Consider the following 15,815-nt stretch of genomic DNA (forward strand, 5'->3'; position numbering starts at 1 on the left):
ATCATGCGCAAATGTTAAATGCTACAGCGTCCTTTGCGCGTCTTGAAAGACGCGCGGCGCTGTAGCGTGATCGGCGCGCATCCTAGCCGCGCAAGGCGCGCGGGCAAGGGCGAACCGCCGAATTTCAGGGCTTATGTCAGACAAAACGACAATGCGCCGCACCGGATGCGCACGGCAGCACCGTCGGGGTTGGGGATTGCGGAGGATCGCCGGTCAGATCGCCTTGGCGCGCAGGGCGCCGCGGAAAGAATCGCGGAGATAGCCGAGCGTGGCGTCGGCATCGACCGGCTTGCCGAACAGATAGCCCTGTCCGCCGGCGCAGCCAAACTGGACCAGGCGATCGGCCTGCGCTTCCTGCTCGATTCCTTCGGCGACGACGTCCATGCCGAGCCCTTCGCACATTGCGAGGATAGCGCGGATGATGTGTTCCGACGGCCTGTCGTCGAGAATGGAGGAGACGAAGGCGCGGTCGATCTTGAGCTTGTCGAAATGGAATTCGCGCAAGCGGCCGAGCGAGGACTGGCCGGTGCCGAAATCGTCGAGCGAGACGCGGATGCCGACGCGGCGCAGATCCTCGACGATCTGCGCGGCCGAGGCCGGGTCGTTCATCAGGCCGGTCTCGGTGATCTCGATCTCCAGCCGGCGCGGATCGAAGCCGGTGCGGTCGAGGATCGCCAGTATGTGCAGGCCGGTGTTCTGGTCGACGAGCTGCGAGGGTGACAGGTTGAACGACAGGAACAGGTCCTTCGGCCAGCTTCTGGCGGCCTCCGTCGCCTTGCGCAGCACCAGCTGCGACAACGGGCCGATGATGCCACGCTCCTCGGCGATGGGAATGAAGACGGTCGGCGGCACGGAACCCAGGTCGCGGTCGGTCCAGCGCGCCAGCGTCTCGAAGCCGATGGTGCGGCGCGTGGCGAGATCGACGATGGGTTGGAAATGCGGCTCCACCTCGCCGGCCGAGACAGCCCGGCGCAGCGCCTGTTCGATGCGGGTGACGCGCTTGGCCGCTTCTTCCATCTCACGGGTGTAGACGACGACGCGGCCACGGCCGGAACGCTTGGCGTGGTAGAGTGCCGTCTCTGCCTTGTTGATGAGGATTTCCGTGGTCTCGTCGCCCGAATAGAACAACGAGCAGCCGACCGAGGCCGAAAGCCTGGCGGTGCGTTCGCCGACATCGTAGGGCGCCGACAGGATCTCGATCAGCATGCGCGACTTTTCGGCCGCAGCGTCCTCGCTGAATACCATCGGATAGAGAAAAGCGAATTCGTCGGCGCCGATGCGGCAGACCGTGGAATAGCCGTCCATAGAGGCGCGCAGCCGCATCGCGACCTGGATCAGGATGTCGTCGCCGGCCTTGTGGCCAAACAGATCGTTGATCGGCTTGAAGCCGTCGAGGTCGAGAATCCCGACGGTAAAGGGCGCGGGATCGTCGGCTCGGTCGGCGATCAGCCGATCGACCTTGTCGAAGAAGCGGCGATGGTTGCCAAGCCCGGTCAACGGATCGGTGAATGCCAGATCCGTGCTCTCCCTGTTTGCCTGACCGGTGCCAAACGAAGTTTGCATCGGTGTCCCTGTTTTGTGACTTCGGAATTTATTTTCAGACTGGCAGCAAACCCTTTAGGAAACGTATCGCGAAATCGATTTTCCATGGGCAACCGCGACCTGTTTCGAAGGATCGATGTGAGGTGTGCATTCGGGCTCAAGGAACAACGAAGACGCGCAGCCTGGCTCCTGTCACGGAATGACCGGCAGGGCCGAGCTTGCGACTTGCTGATGCCAATCTTCAAAAGGTCGCGATTGGCAGACGGGCAGTGAGCCTGTACAGGCAGGACAGTCGCCCATCCGAGCCGCCGGAGACCCGCCATGAAGCTGAAAATCGCCGTCCAGATGGACCACATCTCCACCGTGTCGATCGCCGGCGACACCTCGTTCGCGCTGTCGCTGGAAGCGCAGCGGCGTGGCCATGAGCTGTTCCACTACACGCCGGATCGGCTGTCGCTGCGCGACGGCAAGGTGTTTGCCCGCATCGAGGAAATGCAGGTGCGCGACGAGAAGGGCAGCCACTATTCGCTGGGCGAGAAGGTGCGCACCGATCTGTCGGAGATGGACGTCGTCCTGCTGCGCCAGGATCCGCCCTTCGACATGAACTACATCACCACCACGCACATCCTGGAGCGCATCCACCCGAAGACGCTCGTGGTCAACGACCCGGCCTGGGTGCGCAACAGCCCGGAAAAGATCTTCGTCACCGAATTTGCCGACCTGATGCCGGACACGCTGATCACCAAGGATCCACTCGAAGTTGCCGCCTTCCGCAAGGAGTTCGGCGACATCATCGTCAAGCCGCTCTACGGCAATGGCGGCGCCGGCATCTTCCATCTGCTGGAGGGCGACCGCAACCTGGCCTCGCTGCTGGAAATGTTCGGCCAGATGTTTCGCGAACCCTATATCGTGCAGCGCTATCTCAAGGACGTGCGCAAGGGCGACAAGCGCATCATCCTGATCGACGGCGAGCCGGTCGGCGCCATCAACCGCGTGCCCGCCGAACATGATTCCCGCTCCAACATGCATGTCGGCGGCCGCGCCGAAAAGACCGAACTGACGGCGCGCGAACGCGAGATCTGCGCACGCATCGGGCCTTCGCTGAAGGAGCGTGGCTTCATCCTGGTCGGCATCGACGTGATCGGCGACTACATGACCGAGATCAATGTCACCTCGCCGACCGGCGTGCGCGAGGTCAAACGCTTCGGCGGCGCCGACATCGCCAGCCTGTTCTGGGATGCAGTCGAAGGCAAGCGCGGGTAAGCCGTTTTCATTTTGTCTTAACCATGTTCCGTTTTTGCAACCGCGCTCAATTCGGCTGCAACCCACGCGCTCACATGTTCCCGTAATGTTCTTGATTTGACCGAGGATTTGTGATTGTCTGCCCGTGGGGCCATTTCTTGGCCATCGCGTGGGTTGTGGCCTGGGGGCAAAGAAATGGTGGCGCGGGTTCGCACGGTCGCTTTCCAGGGCATCGAGGCCGTGCCGGTCGACGTGCAGGTGATGATCGCGCCCGGCAAGGTCAACATGCACATCGTCGGCCTGGGCGACAAGGCGGTGGCCGAAAGCCGCGAGCGGGTGCAGGCCGCACTGCATGCTTCAGGCCTGTCGATGCCGTCGAAGAAAGTCACGGTCAATCTGGCGCCGGCCGACCTGCCGAAGGAAGGCAGTCACTACGACCTGCCGATCGCGCTTGGCCTGATGGCTGCGCTTGGCGCCATTCCGGGCGACATGCTGGCCGGCTATGTCGTGCTTGGAGAATTGTCCCTCGACGGCACGATTGCCGCGGTCGCCGGCGCCTTGCCGGCGGCGATCGCCGCCAATGCCGAGGGCAAGGGCCTGATCTGCCCGTTCGCCTGCGGACCTGAGGCGGCCTGGGCTGGAAAGGATTTCGACATTCTGGCACCGCGCAGCCTGATTGCCATCGCCAATCATTTTCGCGGCACGCAGGTGCTGTCGCGCCCCGAGGCCGGCATCCACGCCGCCGCGCTGGATTTGCCCGACCTCGCCGACATCAAGGGCCAGGAGACCGCCAAGCGGGCGCTGGAAGTGGCGGCCGCCGGCGGGCATAATCTTCTCATGATGTGGACAAAAGACCCTCGATTGCGTCGACAGTTCGCCATTGCTGCGCGGATGGCTGATCTTGCACCATTGAGGTAGAGGGCGAATCGCTCAATATGGCGGCCTCAAAGGACGCTGCTTGCCAGCGGCGGGAGAGGCACGCATTGCCAAAGAGTCAAAAGACGATCGTCATCGAACGAATCTTCGATCTGCTGTACGACCCTGCCACTAAGACGCTGTCTCGCACAGTGGTCTCTTCGACCGATGTGCAGGAGGCCAAAGAGTACTGCAACACACATCAAGGGACGAACTTCAAGCCTGGGGGCCAAGCCTTCAACTTTATGAAGGACATCGTGCGTGGAAAGAGCGCGCACAGCATCTGGCCAGAACGACTGCGGACTCTTGGATGGGGCGGTCAGCAGCGGACCGGAGATGGGGCGATCTTTGAGTTTGTTCCATGGTCTGTCGGCACGCCTGACAATCTTCAGGCCGACTTCAAGCCCACCGCGTCGACACCCCGGACGGTAGTCCAGAGTCTAAGCCTCCCACTGGCCTCAAAGGTGTTTGGCCGCCGCGATGAGTCGTGGCTCCTGCAGGTTGCGGTGAACTTGCGGATCGTCGAGACGCACTTAGCCATCGGCGAGAACCGTCAAGCCGAAATCGCTGAAGTCACACACCTGCAAATGGACATCAAGCTCCGCAACGTGCAGATCGATGCACTGTTTCTCGCAACGCTCGGCGGGCTTGGCACCAAGGGCAAACAGGCTTTGGTGACGGTCGAGGCCAAGCAGGACAACCAGCGCATCTTACCCGAGCAGATCGCACGACAGGTCCACGCGGCGTTCAAATCCAGCGAGGCCGAGACAGTGATCCCGCTTGCCCTTGCGGCTGTACGGGGCCAAGGAATCTACGCCGTCGAGTTCAAGGCGGTTCGCCGGGCCGATCTTGAGACGTTCATCTCTCCCGAGTTCCACCGGGATGCCATGTTCGTCTTCATGCCGCCGGTTCCGGGAATTTAGTCACTCGGCAGCTATGGAGCTTTGCTCGTCTGATGGGGGCAGGCTGCGGCTTGTGACTTTGCGGGTGCGCTGTTTGATCGGCACTGCGATACCGAAGAAGGACGCTGCCTCGGTCATTTCCATCGTCAGGAGGCGAGGGTCCCCGAGAGTGACAACTTGGTGGGGGACGGTCGGGTTGAACCCTGATGCCGCGACGACCATGCTGGCCACGGCTTGAGCCAGCGGCGGAGGTACGGAGTTCCCCACTTGCCGCGCGCCGTGCCACTTAGTGGCATGCATCCGAAACCAGTCTGGATACCCGTGCAGGCGCATCATCTCCCTTACGGTCACGCAGCGTGGGTACTTGTAGTGAATCGGACGGGGGCTTGTGAACGCTCCGCGAGCAGAGTCGGTGCCCGCCCGCAAAGTGTTAGCGACGCCTCCACGGGGGAGCCTGTAGAACCGAGAAATCGGCTCCACTTCACCGCCCGGTGTTTGTGCGAATCTTCGGCGCGACAACTCGGTGTGGTCGGTCCTGAGACTGCTGGTGAGTTGCCCTGCATCCCAGTGGCGGCCGTAGCCCAGACCGTTCGCGTCATTCGTCAAGCCTCGCAGCCCCATGGCGTAGGTGCTTGGCGAACCCCAAGAAACCTTACATGAATCGGAAGCGAGCAGGACTCTGTATTTCTCCGCGTCCGGGATGTCACTGAGCGCATCGTGACAAGAAGGCCCCTCTGGAAGAGCCGAGGCCTTGAGAGAGCCCGCTGGGCGTGTGATCTGGTCCGGGTATCCGGGTAGGGACTGCCCTCGTTTTGCCCCCATCAGGAACAGCCGTTCACGATTTTGCGGCACGCCGAAACACGCGGCATTCAAGATTCGCCAAGGCTGAACAACGTCGTAGCCGCGCGCCGCAAACTCGGCGATCATGTCGAACAGTATCTCGACGTGCCGGCCGACCGTGAGTCCCTTGACGTTCTCAAAGACAAAGTATGAGGCGTCAAGCTCGACGACAAGTCGCACGAACTCCTTCACGAGGGCGTTCCTCGGATCGTCAATCGCTCGCTGACCTATTAGGCTGAAGCCTTGGCATGGTGCCCCGCCGAACACCACATCGACCTTGCGGTGTCCAAGGCCCGCAGCCCTCCTTATTTCGCCTGCCTCCAGTCCAACGACCGACCGCGAAATCACTTTGCAATGCGGGAAGTTGTACGCATGGACTGCGGCGTGAATAGGGTCGATCTCAACGGCAGCGACAACGTCGAACCCTGCTTGTTCAAATCCGAGACTCATTCCGCCCGCGCCGGCAAATAGGTCAATTCCCACCGGTCGTGTCATGTTCCCTCGATCACCATTTAGGGCATTCGCCCGAGGCTGCATTGCGAATCAGGAGGCTAAGTCATTCCGCCCCGAAAGTCGATCGTTTTTTTGAGAGCTGCAGGGCTCGCAAACGAAGTCCGTGAGCCGCTGAAGCAGGCCGTCAGGATCACTGACTTCACATTGCCATACGACCATCACGTCCCAGCCGAGCTGGTTGAGCTTCAGAACGTTCTTGGCGTCGCGCTCACGGTTGCCGGCGATCTTTGGAAGCCAGTACTCCGGCCTGCTTCTTGGAGGTTTGCCCTTCGCACAACCGTGCCCGTGCCAAAAGCACCCATGCACGAACAAGATCTTCCGTCTGGCGGACAGGACTATGTCTGGGGTGCCTGGCAGGGATTTGACCCCAACCCGAAATCGGAAGCCGGCGCGAAACAACAGGCGTCGAACGGCCATCTCTGGGCCGGTGTCGCGTGTGCCAACGGACTGCATGATTCTGCGCCGCTGTTGGGGGGATCGAGTGTCCATTGTCTCCAAGTTCTCGCTCACCGGCCTCCGCTCTGGCATCACGAGGCCTACCACGGCATGGTCGGACCCTGTAGCCTATCCAAAATAGACACCGTAATGCGTGGATAGGGCGCGCTCAGAAGTCGTCGTCATCGTCCTCCGGAACGAACGTTCTTAGTTCGGCGACCACTTCCGGAAGGCGTCGTCCGAAGTAGCTCGCCAAAGCCATAGCGGTGATTTCGGGATTGTCCAAGAGCGCGGTCGCGAACGTCCGTGCGAGACGATCCGCCATCTCGTCAGCCTTGTCCTGCTTCCATTGTTCCAGATCGTCTTCGCTGAAGGCGTCGCGGGGGCCTTTTGCTGCGAAGCGGGCCTGCAACCACGACCCGTGCTCGACAGCAGCCTCGCCGAGCTTCCGTAGGACCACTCGCATGTTTGCCACTTGGGCTGCAGATACGCCCGTCGCCTCGGCGATCTTCGCCTTACTGAACTGGCCTATCAGAACGAGTCGCCAAGCGTAGTTCTGGCGCTCTGCCGGCGTCATCGGTAGCTTGACTTTGGAGTTGGCTTGACCGGCCTCCAGTACTGCCTCTTCTGGCGTTCCCTTGAAGTACCTGACGGGGATACAATCGGTCTTGCCGGCCTTCTTGTAGGCTTCTATGCGGTGATGGCCGTCGACAAGAACTGCCTTTCGCCCGACCGCCAAGACCGTTACCGGCTCGACTTGGCCGAAGTTCTGAATGGCTCGGGCAAGGTCACCGATGTGTTTCTCGCTGATGCCCCGAGGCTGGAACAGGACGGGCATGAGAGTAATGTCGGCAAGAGCCAACTCTCCAGAGGTTAGGTGCGGCGCTTCTCCTGCCGTTTCCGAGGCAAGCTCGGCCAAGAGCCTTGCGGGCTCAAACAGGTTCTCCCCGGCGGGCGTGGCCTCTTGGGTCGCCTTGGTGGCTATCGCTTCCATGTCTTTTTTTGATCCCACTATGATTGTCGTCAAAACAGGCTTGCTCCACGGTGTTCGACCAGAAGCTCGCAGGCTTGCTCCAGTGCCTCGCCCATGTGTCTCAGGACCCGGCCACGCGGCCTCGGATAGACGTGCAGCTCGGTCGCGGTCGGACCCTCGCCCCATCGCTTGTGCGTACCAGAGGCCATTCGGTGGACGAGCTTGGCGGCCTGCACCTGCTTGAACTCAGCCTTTCGTTCGGCCTGCGGGTCATCTCTTCCGATCATCTCGATTGCCAGCCAAGCGGCGACCACGCGATGCGGCTCGATGCCAGCCTTGCGCAGCCTCGCCCAAGCGGCCTTGGCGCGCTCCTGCGGTGACAGCCCGCGCAACCGGAAGGCCTCCACGTGAGGCCCAGCGGTCCGCAGAAGCGTCGCCACTCGGTCGACCGCATTGGCCACGTAGGTGTCGCTCTGGTTCGCCTCAAGCCATGCCAGCGCGGCGGCCCGGTAGGGGTTGATCTGCCGCGCCCCATAGGACGGCCTGTAAGGGCTCCCATGGCGCGCGTAATGATCAGCATGGGAACGGCAGAACCGCGTGTCCAGGCCGTCTCCTGTGCCCGCGCGAGCCGGTCTACTGCACCCGACCACACGGCATCGAGTGAACATCGCGCTGGGTTCATTCGCCCGGCCCTTCACTTCGGCCTTCCGCTCGCGCATCGCCGTCCAGTTGGTCAACGTCATCATCCTCAAAGTAGCCACCCCGTATCGGCGGGAGGGCCAGCGTCTACAGCAGGGGAAGCGGCGTGGACAACCGGCAATGTGTCCCAGCCACGATTACTCAAGCGTCACGAACTCGCAACGGGGTCGCCGGAAGGCGCAAGGCGCTTTGCCAGCTTGGCGAGGGTGGACCGCGAGCAGTTGGTCGCCCGCACAATCGTGTTCCAGCTCTGCCCCTTCCGCAGCATCTCCATGATCGCTTCGTTCCGCTCGGCGTCCTCTGGCCGGCCCTTCATGCGCCCCTCAGCCTTCGCCGTGGCGATGCCCTGAGCCTGCCTGCGGCGTCGGTCGTCATAGTCCTTGCGGGCGATGGCCGCGAGCATGTCGAGCAGCATCCCGTTGATTGCGTCGAACATTCGCCCGGTGAAGGCGTCCTCGGTCTTCATCATCATGTGGGAGGTCGGCAAGTCCAGCGCCACGACCTTGACCTCTCGGTCCTTGATCTCACGCTTGAGCTGATCCCAGTCCTTGTCCGACAGGCGGCTGAGGCGGTCGACCTGTTCGGTCAGCAGGATGTCGCCGGGCTTGCTATCTCTAAGCAGCCGGAACAGCTCTGGCCTGTGCAGCGAAGCCCCGCTCTCGTTCTCCTCGTAGGTGGCAGCGATGGTCAGCCCCCGCTCCTTGCAGAACGCTTCAAGATCACCTCGCGCGCGCCCCGCGTCCTGTTCCTTGGTTGATGCTCTGAGATACGCTCGGATGAATGACATGATGCCCTCCAGTTCGTTTTGACTGGTTCGCTAATAGGCGGTTCGTTTAGGGCTGTCAAGAGGCATTTATCGAACCACCATAGCGCCGGTTCGGAAAGGGCACACCTCGGCGAACCAAGCTGCCTATCCGAGCTTCGAGACCAGCGTGGCGGCAATCGCAGCGATGACAGCGAGGAGGATGTCGCGGCCGGCAGCCGACGGCGACGTACCGGCGTAACTGGCCAGAGCGAAGTACGCGATGGCGCACGTAAGGCCGATGGGGATCAGGACGGGAGGAATGCGCATTCACAAAAGCCTTCTCTTCTTGTCGAGAATGCTTTTGGAGCTGATGCGCACCGAAAGGCGTTCTCGACCACGTTGGGTCAAGGTTCGCCTTCCCGGTGATTTCCGCCGGTGCCATCCCATCCTGGGGACGAGTGGCACCCATCATCCGAAGAAGTCTACCGACTGCTGAGGGTTGCGCTTCAAGAACGTGGACACTGGCGGCGGAAGGCCATCGTGACCACCGGCTCTGGTCTATCCTCACCGGTCCTTGATCATGGTTGATGTGGGGATCGTCGGTCGCACACACAAGGGGTCAGTGACGAGTCTTGTTGCCGACCTGACCATCGTCGATGCGACACGTCCTTCCTCGAACTGCGTCTCACCGGCTGCGACAGGCGTGGATTTGTCCCAAACCGAAGGGGGCACGGGGGAATGCCGGCGCGAGCAGGTCATCCGATCCCCCGCTCAAACATTTCTACCAGAAATTCTGAACCTCCATTAGGATCGCCTAATGGCTCTCCATTGGTTCAACCCTCCGGTCCCTGTAAGCGGCGAACGCGCCGGCATGACGCACAACGTCAGCACCGTCGAGGCGGCCTCCGAACTCCTCCTTCAGTGGACCAAGCGTGGGCCTAAGTGGAACCACGCGGTGCGCGTCTGCATGGCCTGCCTGGCTGACCAAGCGACACCTCAGGAGGTTCGCAAAGCGTTCCGAGCTGCTGCAATTGAGGAGGGGAAGCTCCGCACTGCTCATGAGGGGGCTGATTGAGTATCTGCGAGCGATGCGACGTCACTCCATGTCGGGCACGTCGCCGCCAACAAAGAGCGTCGTAGGCTCGCCGTATTCACCAAGCGAGGGGTTCGCATCTCGCGACCACGCGATGACCCCGGCATGTTTCGCCGCCAAGCCCTTCGCGGTCCTTATCGCCCGGTCTTCGGTTTGCTGCTCGGCTGGCCCGTAGACTGGCTGGAGGTCGCCGGTGTCATCGCGGTCAAAGGCGGTGACGACGATCAGCTTGGGTGCCTTCTGCTGAGGAAGGATGTTGTCTGACATGATGATGCTTTCCGTTGGCCGTTAGTCGGTCCCGCTGCGCTTCCGTCTATGCCACCCCCGGCTGAACCCATAGCTCACCGCAGGAGCCCACAGCGCCACCTCACGTTCCAATGAAGCGTTGGCGGCGAGGAGCGCCTTCACGGCCTCTCTGGGGTCCCCGCCGAATGTTGCAATGACGTCATCGGCCGCAAGCTCCCAGTCCATCGCGGAAGGCTCGACTTGCTTTTGCTCGGCTGACATGGGTCTGTCTCAAAGGTAGCTCTCACCATCGACGCGATGCTCGAAGCAGAACCAGTGCGGTGCCTGCTTCGGTTTTGCGAAACCCCAGCCAGCATCCTTGCCGCAGCTTGAATGGCTCGCACCGATGGTGCTGGACGCCGGACGCTGTGACGTGTTCCGGCATTGGAACCCTGATTTCGTCGCTCACAGCTACCACCCCTGCCGCCTGCGCGGTGCCGGGCGAGCGTCGAGCTGGTCCTGGAGGCGTCCGTTGAGAACGATCATTTCCTTGAGCGCCTTCATCACGTCGCCCTTGTGGACGGCAACGAACTTCTCGGCGACGGATTGGAGAGCGGCCTCTTGGCGGCTGTCCAGTGTCACAATGTGGTCCATGGCGATCACTCCAAACGCTGCATGAGCAACAGCGAACAAAAAGAGAACAGGAATGTCAAGTACGGATTGACCCGGAGAGGAATGAGTTCCTATTTTGGGCCATGCCTGATACTGGTGGAAGACGAAAGCGCGGCGGGGAATGGAAGCTCGGCAATGCCCATGAGATCGGGCAGCTCGTGCTCGTCCGCTGTGGCATTTGTAACGTCAAACGCTGGTACCTGCCGAGTGACCTAAGGGAAATCTTCGGGGACGTTGAGGCCGATTTGGTGGGCAGCAAAATGAGCTGCAAACGATGCGGCAAGAACGAGTACATGCACGCCGAGACGCAAAACCCATCGGCACGAGAACGGCAGGGCATTCGGGTGACCCGGCTTGCTGAGATCAGGACGGTTCGGCGGGTGGTGTGGAAGGATGAGGACTGAGGTTAGACTACTGCTGCCCTGCTACGAGGTTGCACCGGTTGGCCGTTGCCCCGTTATCGGCTTGCGAAAGCGACCCTCATCCGTCCGGACGGTGTAGGTGGCTCCAAGACAGAACTCGCACCCAAAGATGTATAGTTCTCTGCCGAGTTTTGGTCTGTGCGGCGAGAAGCTGTTGATGAACTCAAACGGTCCCATCTTGGTCGTGATCACGTTGGAAGTGAAGTCGAGTGGTCTCATCTCATGGGCGTAGGTGTTCCGCACGACGCGAATCGCATGCAGCAGCTTGTGTATCTCGTCACCGTAGAAGCCAAGCAGGAAGCCAAGGTCGATCTGAGCTGAGAACGTCGCAAGCGGACCCATGCCTGAGAACATCTTCTCGATGGTCTTCTTGTCGTCCACGACTTTCGCCTGGAGCATCCCACCAAGCTGATCCTCCACTACAGCAGCTAGTACGATGGCGAGCGAACGGTCAGGCTGCTTCTTGGCGTCCGGAAGGATGATGTTGCGGATCGGGTTGAAGTGGGGATCGTCGGACATGCGCGCCTTAGAACAATGAGCCCTGTGCGGGTGCTGCGGGGAACTTGATCTGTGTGGCCGGCTTATCGACAATCACCAAGGCATCGTCTGGCGCTGTCCGCTGCATCTGCCGTGCGTCGGACCACGGGGCCGTCAACCAAGCCTCCACCTCTTCCCCCGTCGTCAGGATCACCGGCATAGCCTTCTCGTGGATCGGCGCGATGAGGGCGTTAGGTTTGGTCGTGAGGAACCCGTACAGCTCGAAGTCCCCCGGCCCATCCTTGACCCTCCGAACTCCCTGCCAGCGCGTCCAAAGGCCGGCAAAGAAGAACAGCGGACGGTCCCCACTCCGGGCGAACCAGTAGTTCCGCTGAATGCCCGTCTCTGGGTCCTTATCGTTCGGCTTGGGGCTCGGCTCTGCGAAGCTGGTCACGGGCACCACACAGCGGTTCTCCGCGCCAACGTATTGCTGCCAATGGCCGTACTGAGGATTGCGGATGTTGGTGGTGCCATAGTCCGCCTTGCCCTTCACCCGCTCTATCGGCGTAGGCATCCCCCAGAGCAGCTTGGCAAGCTCGCGCTGACCATCGGAGGCGTTACGGACCACGGGGCCGGGCATGTTGGGATAGACATCCAGTGAGGGCTCAAGGTTGCCCGTGATGTCCCGCATTGCACGGGTCAACTCGCGGATCGCGTCTTGACTGGTGGTGATGTTGTAGAGGTTGCACATGATCGTGAGTGTGCAACAGACGGCTGCCCTAGATGCCATGGCAAGGCCTAACCCTCTTCCTTAGGCCAAGCGTACATGATCCCAGTCGTCTCCCCGGGGGCGTGCTTCCAATGGAACATCAAGTGGCCGCTCGGCCAATTCACCTCGACCTTGCTGAAGAGTTGTCTGAGGGTCGAGTTGATCAGCGCCACGTCTCGCGGTTCGTCTGCCTCAGCAGCGTCGACAAACTGCCCCGCAGTCATCTGAACGCGGTTCGTCAGGGTGTCCGCTATGCGCCGCTCAAGGTCGGCAATGGTTCGCCTGACATCTTCCCGTGCCGCTTCGTTCTGCCAAAGGCGGTCGAGCAATGCCGGCGAGTGCCCCGCTTGCCCAATGGCCTCAACCACATTCTCAATCTCGTCACTCACCGCCATGTCTAGATTGGTCGCCCCCTCCAGCTCCATCTGCAAGGCTCCATCCGTGGCCGGCAATGATGCATTCAGCCATCCGGCGTTCTTGATGATCGCTTCTTCAACGTCGCCCATGCGAACCTGACGATACTCACAGCCGGCTCCCGCCTTCGCCGTGGTGCATACCAAGTAGGGCTTGCCGCCCTTCTTGCCACCCTTATTCACGCGCGTCATGGTCGCCTCGCATTTCGGGCACTTGGCGAGGCCGGCGAGGATGTTCGCCATGCCGCCGCCGCTGGTCTCCCTGACGGCTCGCCCGCTGGAGAGAGCGTTGACCCTGTCGAACACCTCGCGGTCGATCACCGCCGGGAAATACCGTTCCACGGCTTCGGTCGGAATGCGCCGCTTCTTGCCTCCCACAGTTTCGACGCGGTGGGGCGTGAATGCTCCGATGGTCGAGGCGTCGGCCAGCATCTTCTTGATGTAGCTCCGGTGCCAATGACTGCCACGGCCAAACATTGGAACACGTTCCCTGTTGAACGCCTCGGCAATCGAATGCTGCCCCTTGCCTGCCAACGTCATGTCAAAGACACGGCGCACGACCTCGGCCCGCTCTGGTATGAGGTCAAAACCCTTCTTGTCCTCCCTGAGGCGCAGCCACCCGGGGCAGAGTGATGATAGGGGACGGTCGGCAACTCCGTTCCGCTTGTTCGCCCATGCCTCCCGTAGCCGCCTCGCCTTTGTCGCACTCTCCTCGTTCGCCCTTACGGCGACCATCAGCGCCACCAAGAGTGACGTCGCGTCCCTTTCCAAAACCTCTTCAGTGTAAACTCGGCTGTCATCAAGCGTGACGACTGTGATCCCTGCCTCGCAAATCCGGCTAAGGAGCTTCAGTGTCCTCATAGGTGGTTGCCTACTAAGCCGATCAAGGCTCTCAACCAACAAGTAACTCCCCTGCTCGATGTCCCTGCTCTCAACGAAGGCCAGAAACTCACCAAGGTGTCCGGTCTCCACGTTGGCTCCGCGATAGGCGCTATTGCCTAAGTCTCGGAAAGTCAGCCTGTCGTCCAAGGCGAGGTCGTGCAGCGCAGCGTACCTTTCGGCTGCGGCTATCTGACGGCGCAAGCTATCTCCCTTCGACTGCTCGGGGGTCGAGAACCGGATGTAGGAGTAGGCTTTAGGACGGTTGGTGCGAGCGGTATGTTTCGTCATGAACGGGCCTTACAAGGGTGGAGGTCTTCTGTCCATACCATGCTCATGATCGGCCCGCCGGGCTCGGGCAAATCGATGCTGGCGCAGCGGCTGCCGTCGATCCTGCCGCCGCTGGCGCCGAAGGAATTGCTCGAAGTCTCGATGATCGCGTCGGTGGCGGGAGAGCTCGGCGAAGGCAAATTGACTGACCGGCGGCCGTTCCGCGCGCCGCACCACTCGGCCTCGATGGCGGCGATGGTCGGCGGCGGCATCCGCGCGCGGCCGGGCGAGGTGTCGCTGGCCCATCACGGCGTGCTGTTCCTCGACGAGTTTCCCGAGTTCACGCCGCAGACGCTCGATGCGCTGCGCCAGCCGTTGGAGACCGGCGACTGCATGATCGCGCGGGCCAACCATCGCGTCACCTATCCGGCGCGTATCCAGCTGGTGGCGGCGATGAACCCGTGCCGCTGCGGCATGGCCGGCGAGCCTGGTTATCGCTGCCTGCGCGGCGAGCGCTGCCGCACCGACTATCAGGCGCGCATTTCGGGCCCGCTGCTCGACCGCATCGATCTCAGGATCGAAGTGCCGGCGGTCTCGGCCAGCGACCTGATCCGGCCCGACCGGGCGGAGAAAAGTGCCGATGTGGCGATGCGCGTGGCACGCGCCCGCACCATCCAGCGCGAGCGCTTCGAGCGGCTCGGCGCCACCCGCGCCACCACCAACGCGCATTGCGCGCCCTCGGTCATCGAGGAGATCGCCATGCCGGACGCCGCCGGCCTGTCGCTGCTCAAGGACGCCAGCGAAAAGCTCGCCTTTTCGGCGCGAGCCTATCACCGGGTGCTGAAGGTGGCGCGGACACTCGCCGATCTCGACGCCAGCGAAACCGTCGGCCGCATCCATCTGGCCGAAGCGATTTCCTATCGCATGAGCTCGGAGCGGGTGGCGCAGGCGGCGTAGATCACTCGCCGCCCGACAAGCCGACCTTGCCACGCCACCTTCCGCAATCACGCCATAACCGTCATCCGACGAATCGGCCATCTCCGCACTGCCGCGGACCTGATTGTCCGCTTGGTCGACGTCCTCACCACCCAACTGCCCCCACCGACCGGGCGCCGGCCGTTTCTCCGTCTTCGGGGGCGTGGACGTCATCGCATCGGACCAAAGTCTTGGTCTCCGCATTGGGAATTCCTTATTTAGATAATGTGAATATGATTGCGGTCGGGGAGCCCGCTATGTTCGTTGACTACTACGAAGTTTTGGAAGTCAGCCCGAACGCCAACTCGGAAACGCTGGAGCGCATATTTCGCTATTTTGCGATGCGCTATCATCCCGACAATCGCGAAACCGGCGATGAAGCCCGCTTCAGTGAAATCGTGGAAGCCCACAACACGCTCAAGGATCCGGTCAAACGCGCTCAATACGACATCGCGTATAGGGACCATGCCGGCCTTCGCCGCGAATTGACCGAGGAAGCCAGCAACAGCAAAGGCATCGAGCGGGATGTCGTGATCCAGGCCAGGCTGCTGTCGCTGCTTTACGCGAAGCGCCGGCACGACGTCAGCAATCCCGGGATCGGGGATGTGGAGCTCGAACGCCTGTCAGACTGTCCGCGAGAGCATCTCGAGTTTCATCTCTGGTATCTGAAAGCGAAGGGCTGGATAGCAAGAGTGGAAAACGGGACGATCGCGATTACGGTGGAAGGCGTCGATAGGGTCAACTCCGAACACCGTCGCGATCCCACCATCCGGCTCCTGGACCATACAGCTTCCTGACGCCTCACCTCCGGAGG

17 protein-coding genes and 2 pseudogenes are annotated in these 15,815 nt (G+C 61.6%); 7 read left to right on the top strand and 12 right to left on the bottom strand.

Features of this window, described 5'->3' with window-relative positions; genetic code table 11:
- Nucleotides 1–213: 213 nt before the first annotated feature.
- Nucleotides 214–1,563 (bottom strand): EAL domain-containing protein, encoded by a 1,350-nt coding sequence (locus A9K65_RS03700; RefSeq protein ID WP_013528600.1) that lies wholly within the window; start codon nucleotides 1,561–1,563, stop codon nucleotides 214–216.
- A 300-nt stretch (nucleotides 1,564–1,863) separates the two neighbouring features.
- Between A9K65_RS03700 and gshB the strand changes: the two genes are divergently transcribed.
- The 3 genes and pseudogenes from gshB (at nucleotide 1,864) to A9K65_RS03715 (ending at nucleotide 4,622) form a co-directional block, all read left to right on the top strand.
- Nucleotides 1,864–2,805, top strand: coding sequence for a glutathione synthase (gene gshB / locus A9K65_RS03705; RefSeq protein ID WP_027161179.1), 942 nt, complete (start codon nucleotides 1,864–1,866; stop codon nucleotides 2,803–2,805).
- A gap of 174 nt (nucleotides 2,806–2,979) precedes the next feature.
- Nucleotides 2,980–3,627: pseudogene (locus A9K65_RS03710) on the top strand (magnesium chelatase domain-containing protein); the annotation flags it as partial.
- A gap of 140 nt (nucleotides 3,628–3,767) precedes the next feature.
- Nucleotides 3,768–4,622, top strand: coding sequence for a hypothetical protein (locus A9K65_RS03715; protein ID WP_157678444.1), 855 nt, complete (start codon nucleotides 3,768–3,770; stop codon nucleotides 4,620–4,622).
- Here the strand turns inward: A9K65_RS03715 and A9K65_RS03720 are convergent, their stop codons facing one another.
- From A9K65_RS03720 to A9K65_RS35075, 6 genes are all read right to left on the bottom strand, one after another.
- Nucleotides 4,623–5,936, bottom strand: a complete 1,314-nt coding sequence (locus A9K65_RS03720) for a DNA cytosine methyltransferase (RefSeq protein ID WP_064993014.1) — start codon at nucleotides 5,934–5,936, stop codon at nucleotides 4,623–4,625.
- Nucleotides 5,937–5,984: 48 nt separating this feature from the next.
- Nucleotides 5,985–6,482 carry a very short patch repair endonuclease gene (locus A9K65_RS03725; RefSeq protein ID WP_348629602.1) on the bottom strand — a complete coding sequence of 166 codons (498 nt, stop codon included), beginning with the start codon at nucleotides 6,480–6,482 and terminating at the stop codon, nucleotides 5,985–5,987.
- A 76-nt stretch (nucleotides 6,483–6,558) separates the two neighbouring features.
- Nucleotides 6,559–7,383: a ParB/RepB/Spo0J family partition protein gene (locus tag A9K65_RS03730; RefSeq protein WP_064992738.1), complete on the bottom strand. Its 825-nt coding sequence runs from the start codon at nucleotides 7,381–7,383 to the stop codon at nucleotides 6,559–6,561.
- Nucleotides 7,384–7,412: 29 nt separating this feature from the next.
- A complete protein-coding gene (locus A9K65_RS03735) occupies nucleotides 7,413–8,099 on the bottom strand; it encodes a hypothetical protein (RefSeq protein ID WP_245321972.1) in 687 nt (228 codons plus the stop codon).
- 110 nt (nucleotides 8,100–8,209) lie between these two features.
- Nucleotides 8,210–8,848, bottom strand: a complete 639-nt coding sequence (locus A9K65_RS03740) for a recombinase family protein (RefSeq protein WP_064992737.1) — start codon at nucleotides 8,846–8,848, stop codon at nucleotides 8,210–8,212.
- Nucleotides 8,849–8,971: 123 nt separating this feature from the next.
- Nucleotides 8,972–9,133: a hypothetical protein gene (locus tag A9K65_RS35075; protein ID WP_157678446.1), complete on the bottom strand. Its 162-nt coding sequence runs from the start codon at nucleotides 9,131–9,133 to the stop codon at nucleotides 8,972–8,974.
- A gap of 490 nt (nucleotides 9,134–9,623) precedes the next feature.
- Here A9K65_RS35075 and A9K65_RS03745 point away from each other — a divergent pair, with 490 nt between their 5' ends.
- A complete protein-coding gene (locus A9K65_RS03745; RefSeq protein WP_064992736.1) occupies nucleotides 9,624–9,881 on the top strand; it encodes a DUF982 domain-containing protein in 258 nt (85 codons plus the stop codon).
- Between the two features lie 21 nt (nucleotides 9,882–9,902).
- Here A9K65_RS03745 and A9K65_RS03750 read toward each other — a convergent pair whose 3' ends face one another.
- Both A9K65_RS03750 and A9K65_RS35585 read right to left on the bottom strand, forming a co-directional pair.
- Nucleotides 9,903–10,166, bottom strand: coding sequence for a hypothetical protein (locus A9K65_RS03750; protein WP_064992735.1), 264 nt, complete (start codon nucleotides 10,164–10,166; stop codon nucleotides 9,903–9,905).
- Nucleotides 10,167–10,595: 429 nt separating this feature from the next.
- A complete protein-coding gene (locus A9K65_RS35585; protein WP_064993011.1) occupies nucleotides 10,596–10,778 on the bottom strand; it encodes a hypothetical protein in 183 nt (60 codons plus the stop codon).
- A gap of 101 nt (nucleotides 10,779–10,879) precedes the next feature.
- Here A9K65_RS35585 and A9K65_RS03765 point away from each other — a divergent pair, with 101 nt between their 5' ends.
- Nucleotides 10,880–11,200: a hypothetical protein gene (locus tag A9K65_RS03765; RefSeq protein ID WP_064992733.1), complete on the top strand. Its 321-nt coding sequence runs from the start codon at nucleotides 10,880–10,882 to the stop codon at nucleotides 11,198–11,200.
- Nucleotides 11,201–11,221: 21 nt separating this feature from the next.
- Here the strand turns inward: A9K65_RS03765 and A9K65_RS03770 are convergent, their stop codons facing one another.
- Genes A9K65_RS03770 through A9K65_RS03780 form a run of 3 tightly spaced genes read right to left on the bottom strand, consistent with a single transcriptional unit; the run spans nucleotide 11,222 to nucleotide 14,047 of the window.
- The gene (locus tag A9K65_RS03770) at nucleotides 11,222–11,737 is read right to left on the bottom strand and encodes a DUF4145 domain-containing protein (protein ID WP_064992732.1); all 516 of its coding nucleotides are present in this window, start codon (nucleotides 11,735–11,737) and stop codon (nucleotides 11,222–11,224) included.
- A 7-nt stretch (nucleotides 11,738–11,744) separates the two neighbouring features.
- Nucleotides 11,745–12,446, bottom strand: coding sequence for an SOS response-associated peptidase (locus A9K65_RS03775; protein ID WP_064992731.1), 702 nt, complete (start codon nucleotides 12,444–12,446; stop codon nucleotides 11,745–11,747).
- A gap of 47 nt (nucleotides 12,447–12,493) precedes the next feature.
- Entirely contained in the window at nucleotides 12,494–14,047 is a 1,554-nt protein-coding gene (locus A9K65_RS03780) for a recombinase family protein (protein WP_064992730.1), read from the bottom strand.
- Between A9K65_RS03780 and A9K65_RS03785 the strand changes: the two are divergent.
- Nucleotides 14,048–14,983 (top strand): annotated as a pseudogene (locus A9K65_RS03785) (ATP-binding protein); the annotation flags it as partial. It lies immediately after the preceding gene.
- Between the two features lie 275 nt (nucleotides 14,984–15,258).
- Nucleotides 15,259–15,798, top strand: coding sequence for a J domain-containing protein (locus tag A9K65_RS03790; RefSeq protein ID WP_013528603.1), 540 nt, complete (start codon nucleotides 15,259–15,261; stop codon nucleotides 15,796–15,798).
- The last annotated feature ends 17 nt before the right edge of the window (nucleotides 15,799–15,815 follow it).

The sequence above is a fragment of the Mesorhizobium sp. WSM1497 genome (genome assembly GCF_001672455.2).
In the GTDB taxonomy this organism is placed as follows: domain Bacteria; phylum Pseudomonadota; class Alphaproteobacteria; order Rhizobiales; family Rhizobiaceae; genus Mesorhizobium; species Mesorhizobium ciceri.

What these genes read in the sequence shown, in the direction of transcription:
- A9K65_RS03775 (WP_064992731.1), bottom strand. Translation starts at nt 12,446, where the DNA reads ATGTGCAACCTCTACAACATCACCACCAGTCAAGACGCGATCCGCGAG.
- A9K65_RS03750 (WP_064992735.1), bottom strand. Translation starts at nt 10,166, where the DNA reads ATGTCAGACAACATCCTTCCTCAGCAGAAGGCACCCAAGCTGATCGTC.
- A9K65_RS03720 (WP_064993014.1), bottom strand. Translation starts at nt 5,936, where the DNA reads ATGACACGACCGGTGGGAATTGACCTATTTGCCGGCGCGGGCGGAATG.
- A9K65_RS03770 (WP_064992732.1), bottom strand. Translation starts at nt 11,737, where the DNA reads ATGTCCGACGATCCCCACTTCAACCCGATCCGCAACATCATCCTTCCG.
- A9K65_RS03740 (WP_064992737.1), bottom strand. Translation starts at nt 8,848, where the DNA reads ATGTCATTCATCCGAGCGTATCTCAGAGCATCAACCAAGGAACAGGAC.
- A9K65_RS03700 (WP_013528600.1), bottom strand. Translation starts at nt 1,563, where the DNA reads ATGCAAACTTCGTTTGGCACCGGTCAGGCAAACAGGGAGAGCACGGAT.
- A9K65_RS03725 (WP_348629602.1), bottom strand. Translation starts at nt 6,482, where the DNA reads ATGCCAGAGCGGAGGCCGGTGAGCGAGAACTTGGAGACAATGGACACT.
- A9K65_RS03790 (WP_013528603.1), top strand. Translation starts at nt 15,259, where the DNA reads ATGTTCGTTGACTACTACGAAGTTTTGGAAGTCAGCCCGAACGCCAAC.
- gshB (WP_027161179.1), top strand. Translation starts at nt 1,864, where the DNA reads ATGAAGCTGAAAATCGCCGTCCAGATGGACCACATCTCCACCGTGTCG.
- A9K65_RS35585 (WP_064993011.1), bottom strand. Translation starts at nt 10,778, where the DNA reads ATGGACCACATTGTGACACTGGACAGCCGCCAAGAGGCCGCTCTCCAA.
- A9K65_RS03780 (WP_064992730.1), bottom strand. Translation starts at nt 14,047, where the DNA reads ATGACGAAACATACCGCTCGCACCAACCGTCCTAAAGCCTACTCCTAC.
- A9K65_RS03745 (WP_064992736.1), top strand. Translation starts at nt 9,624, where the DNA reads ATGGCTCTCCATTGGTTCAACCCTCCGGTCCCTGTAAGCGGCGAACGC.
- A9K65_RS03730 (WP_064992738.1), bottom strand. Translation starts at nt 7,383, where the DNA reads ATGGAAGCGATAGCCACCAAGGCGACCCAAGAGGCCACGCCCGCCGGG.
- A9K65_RS03765 (WP_064992733.1), top strand. Translation starts at nt 10,880, where the DNA reads ATGCCTGATACTGGTGGAAGACGAAAGCGCGGCGGGGAATGGAAGCTC.
- A9K65_RS35075 (WP_157678446.1), bottom strand. Translation starts at nt 9,133, where the DNA reads ATGCGCATTCCTCCCGTCCTGATCCCCATCGGCCTTACGTGCGCCATC.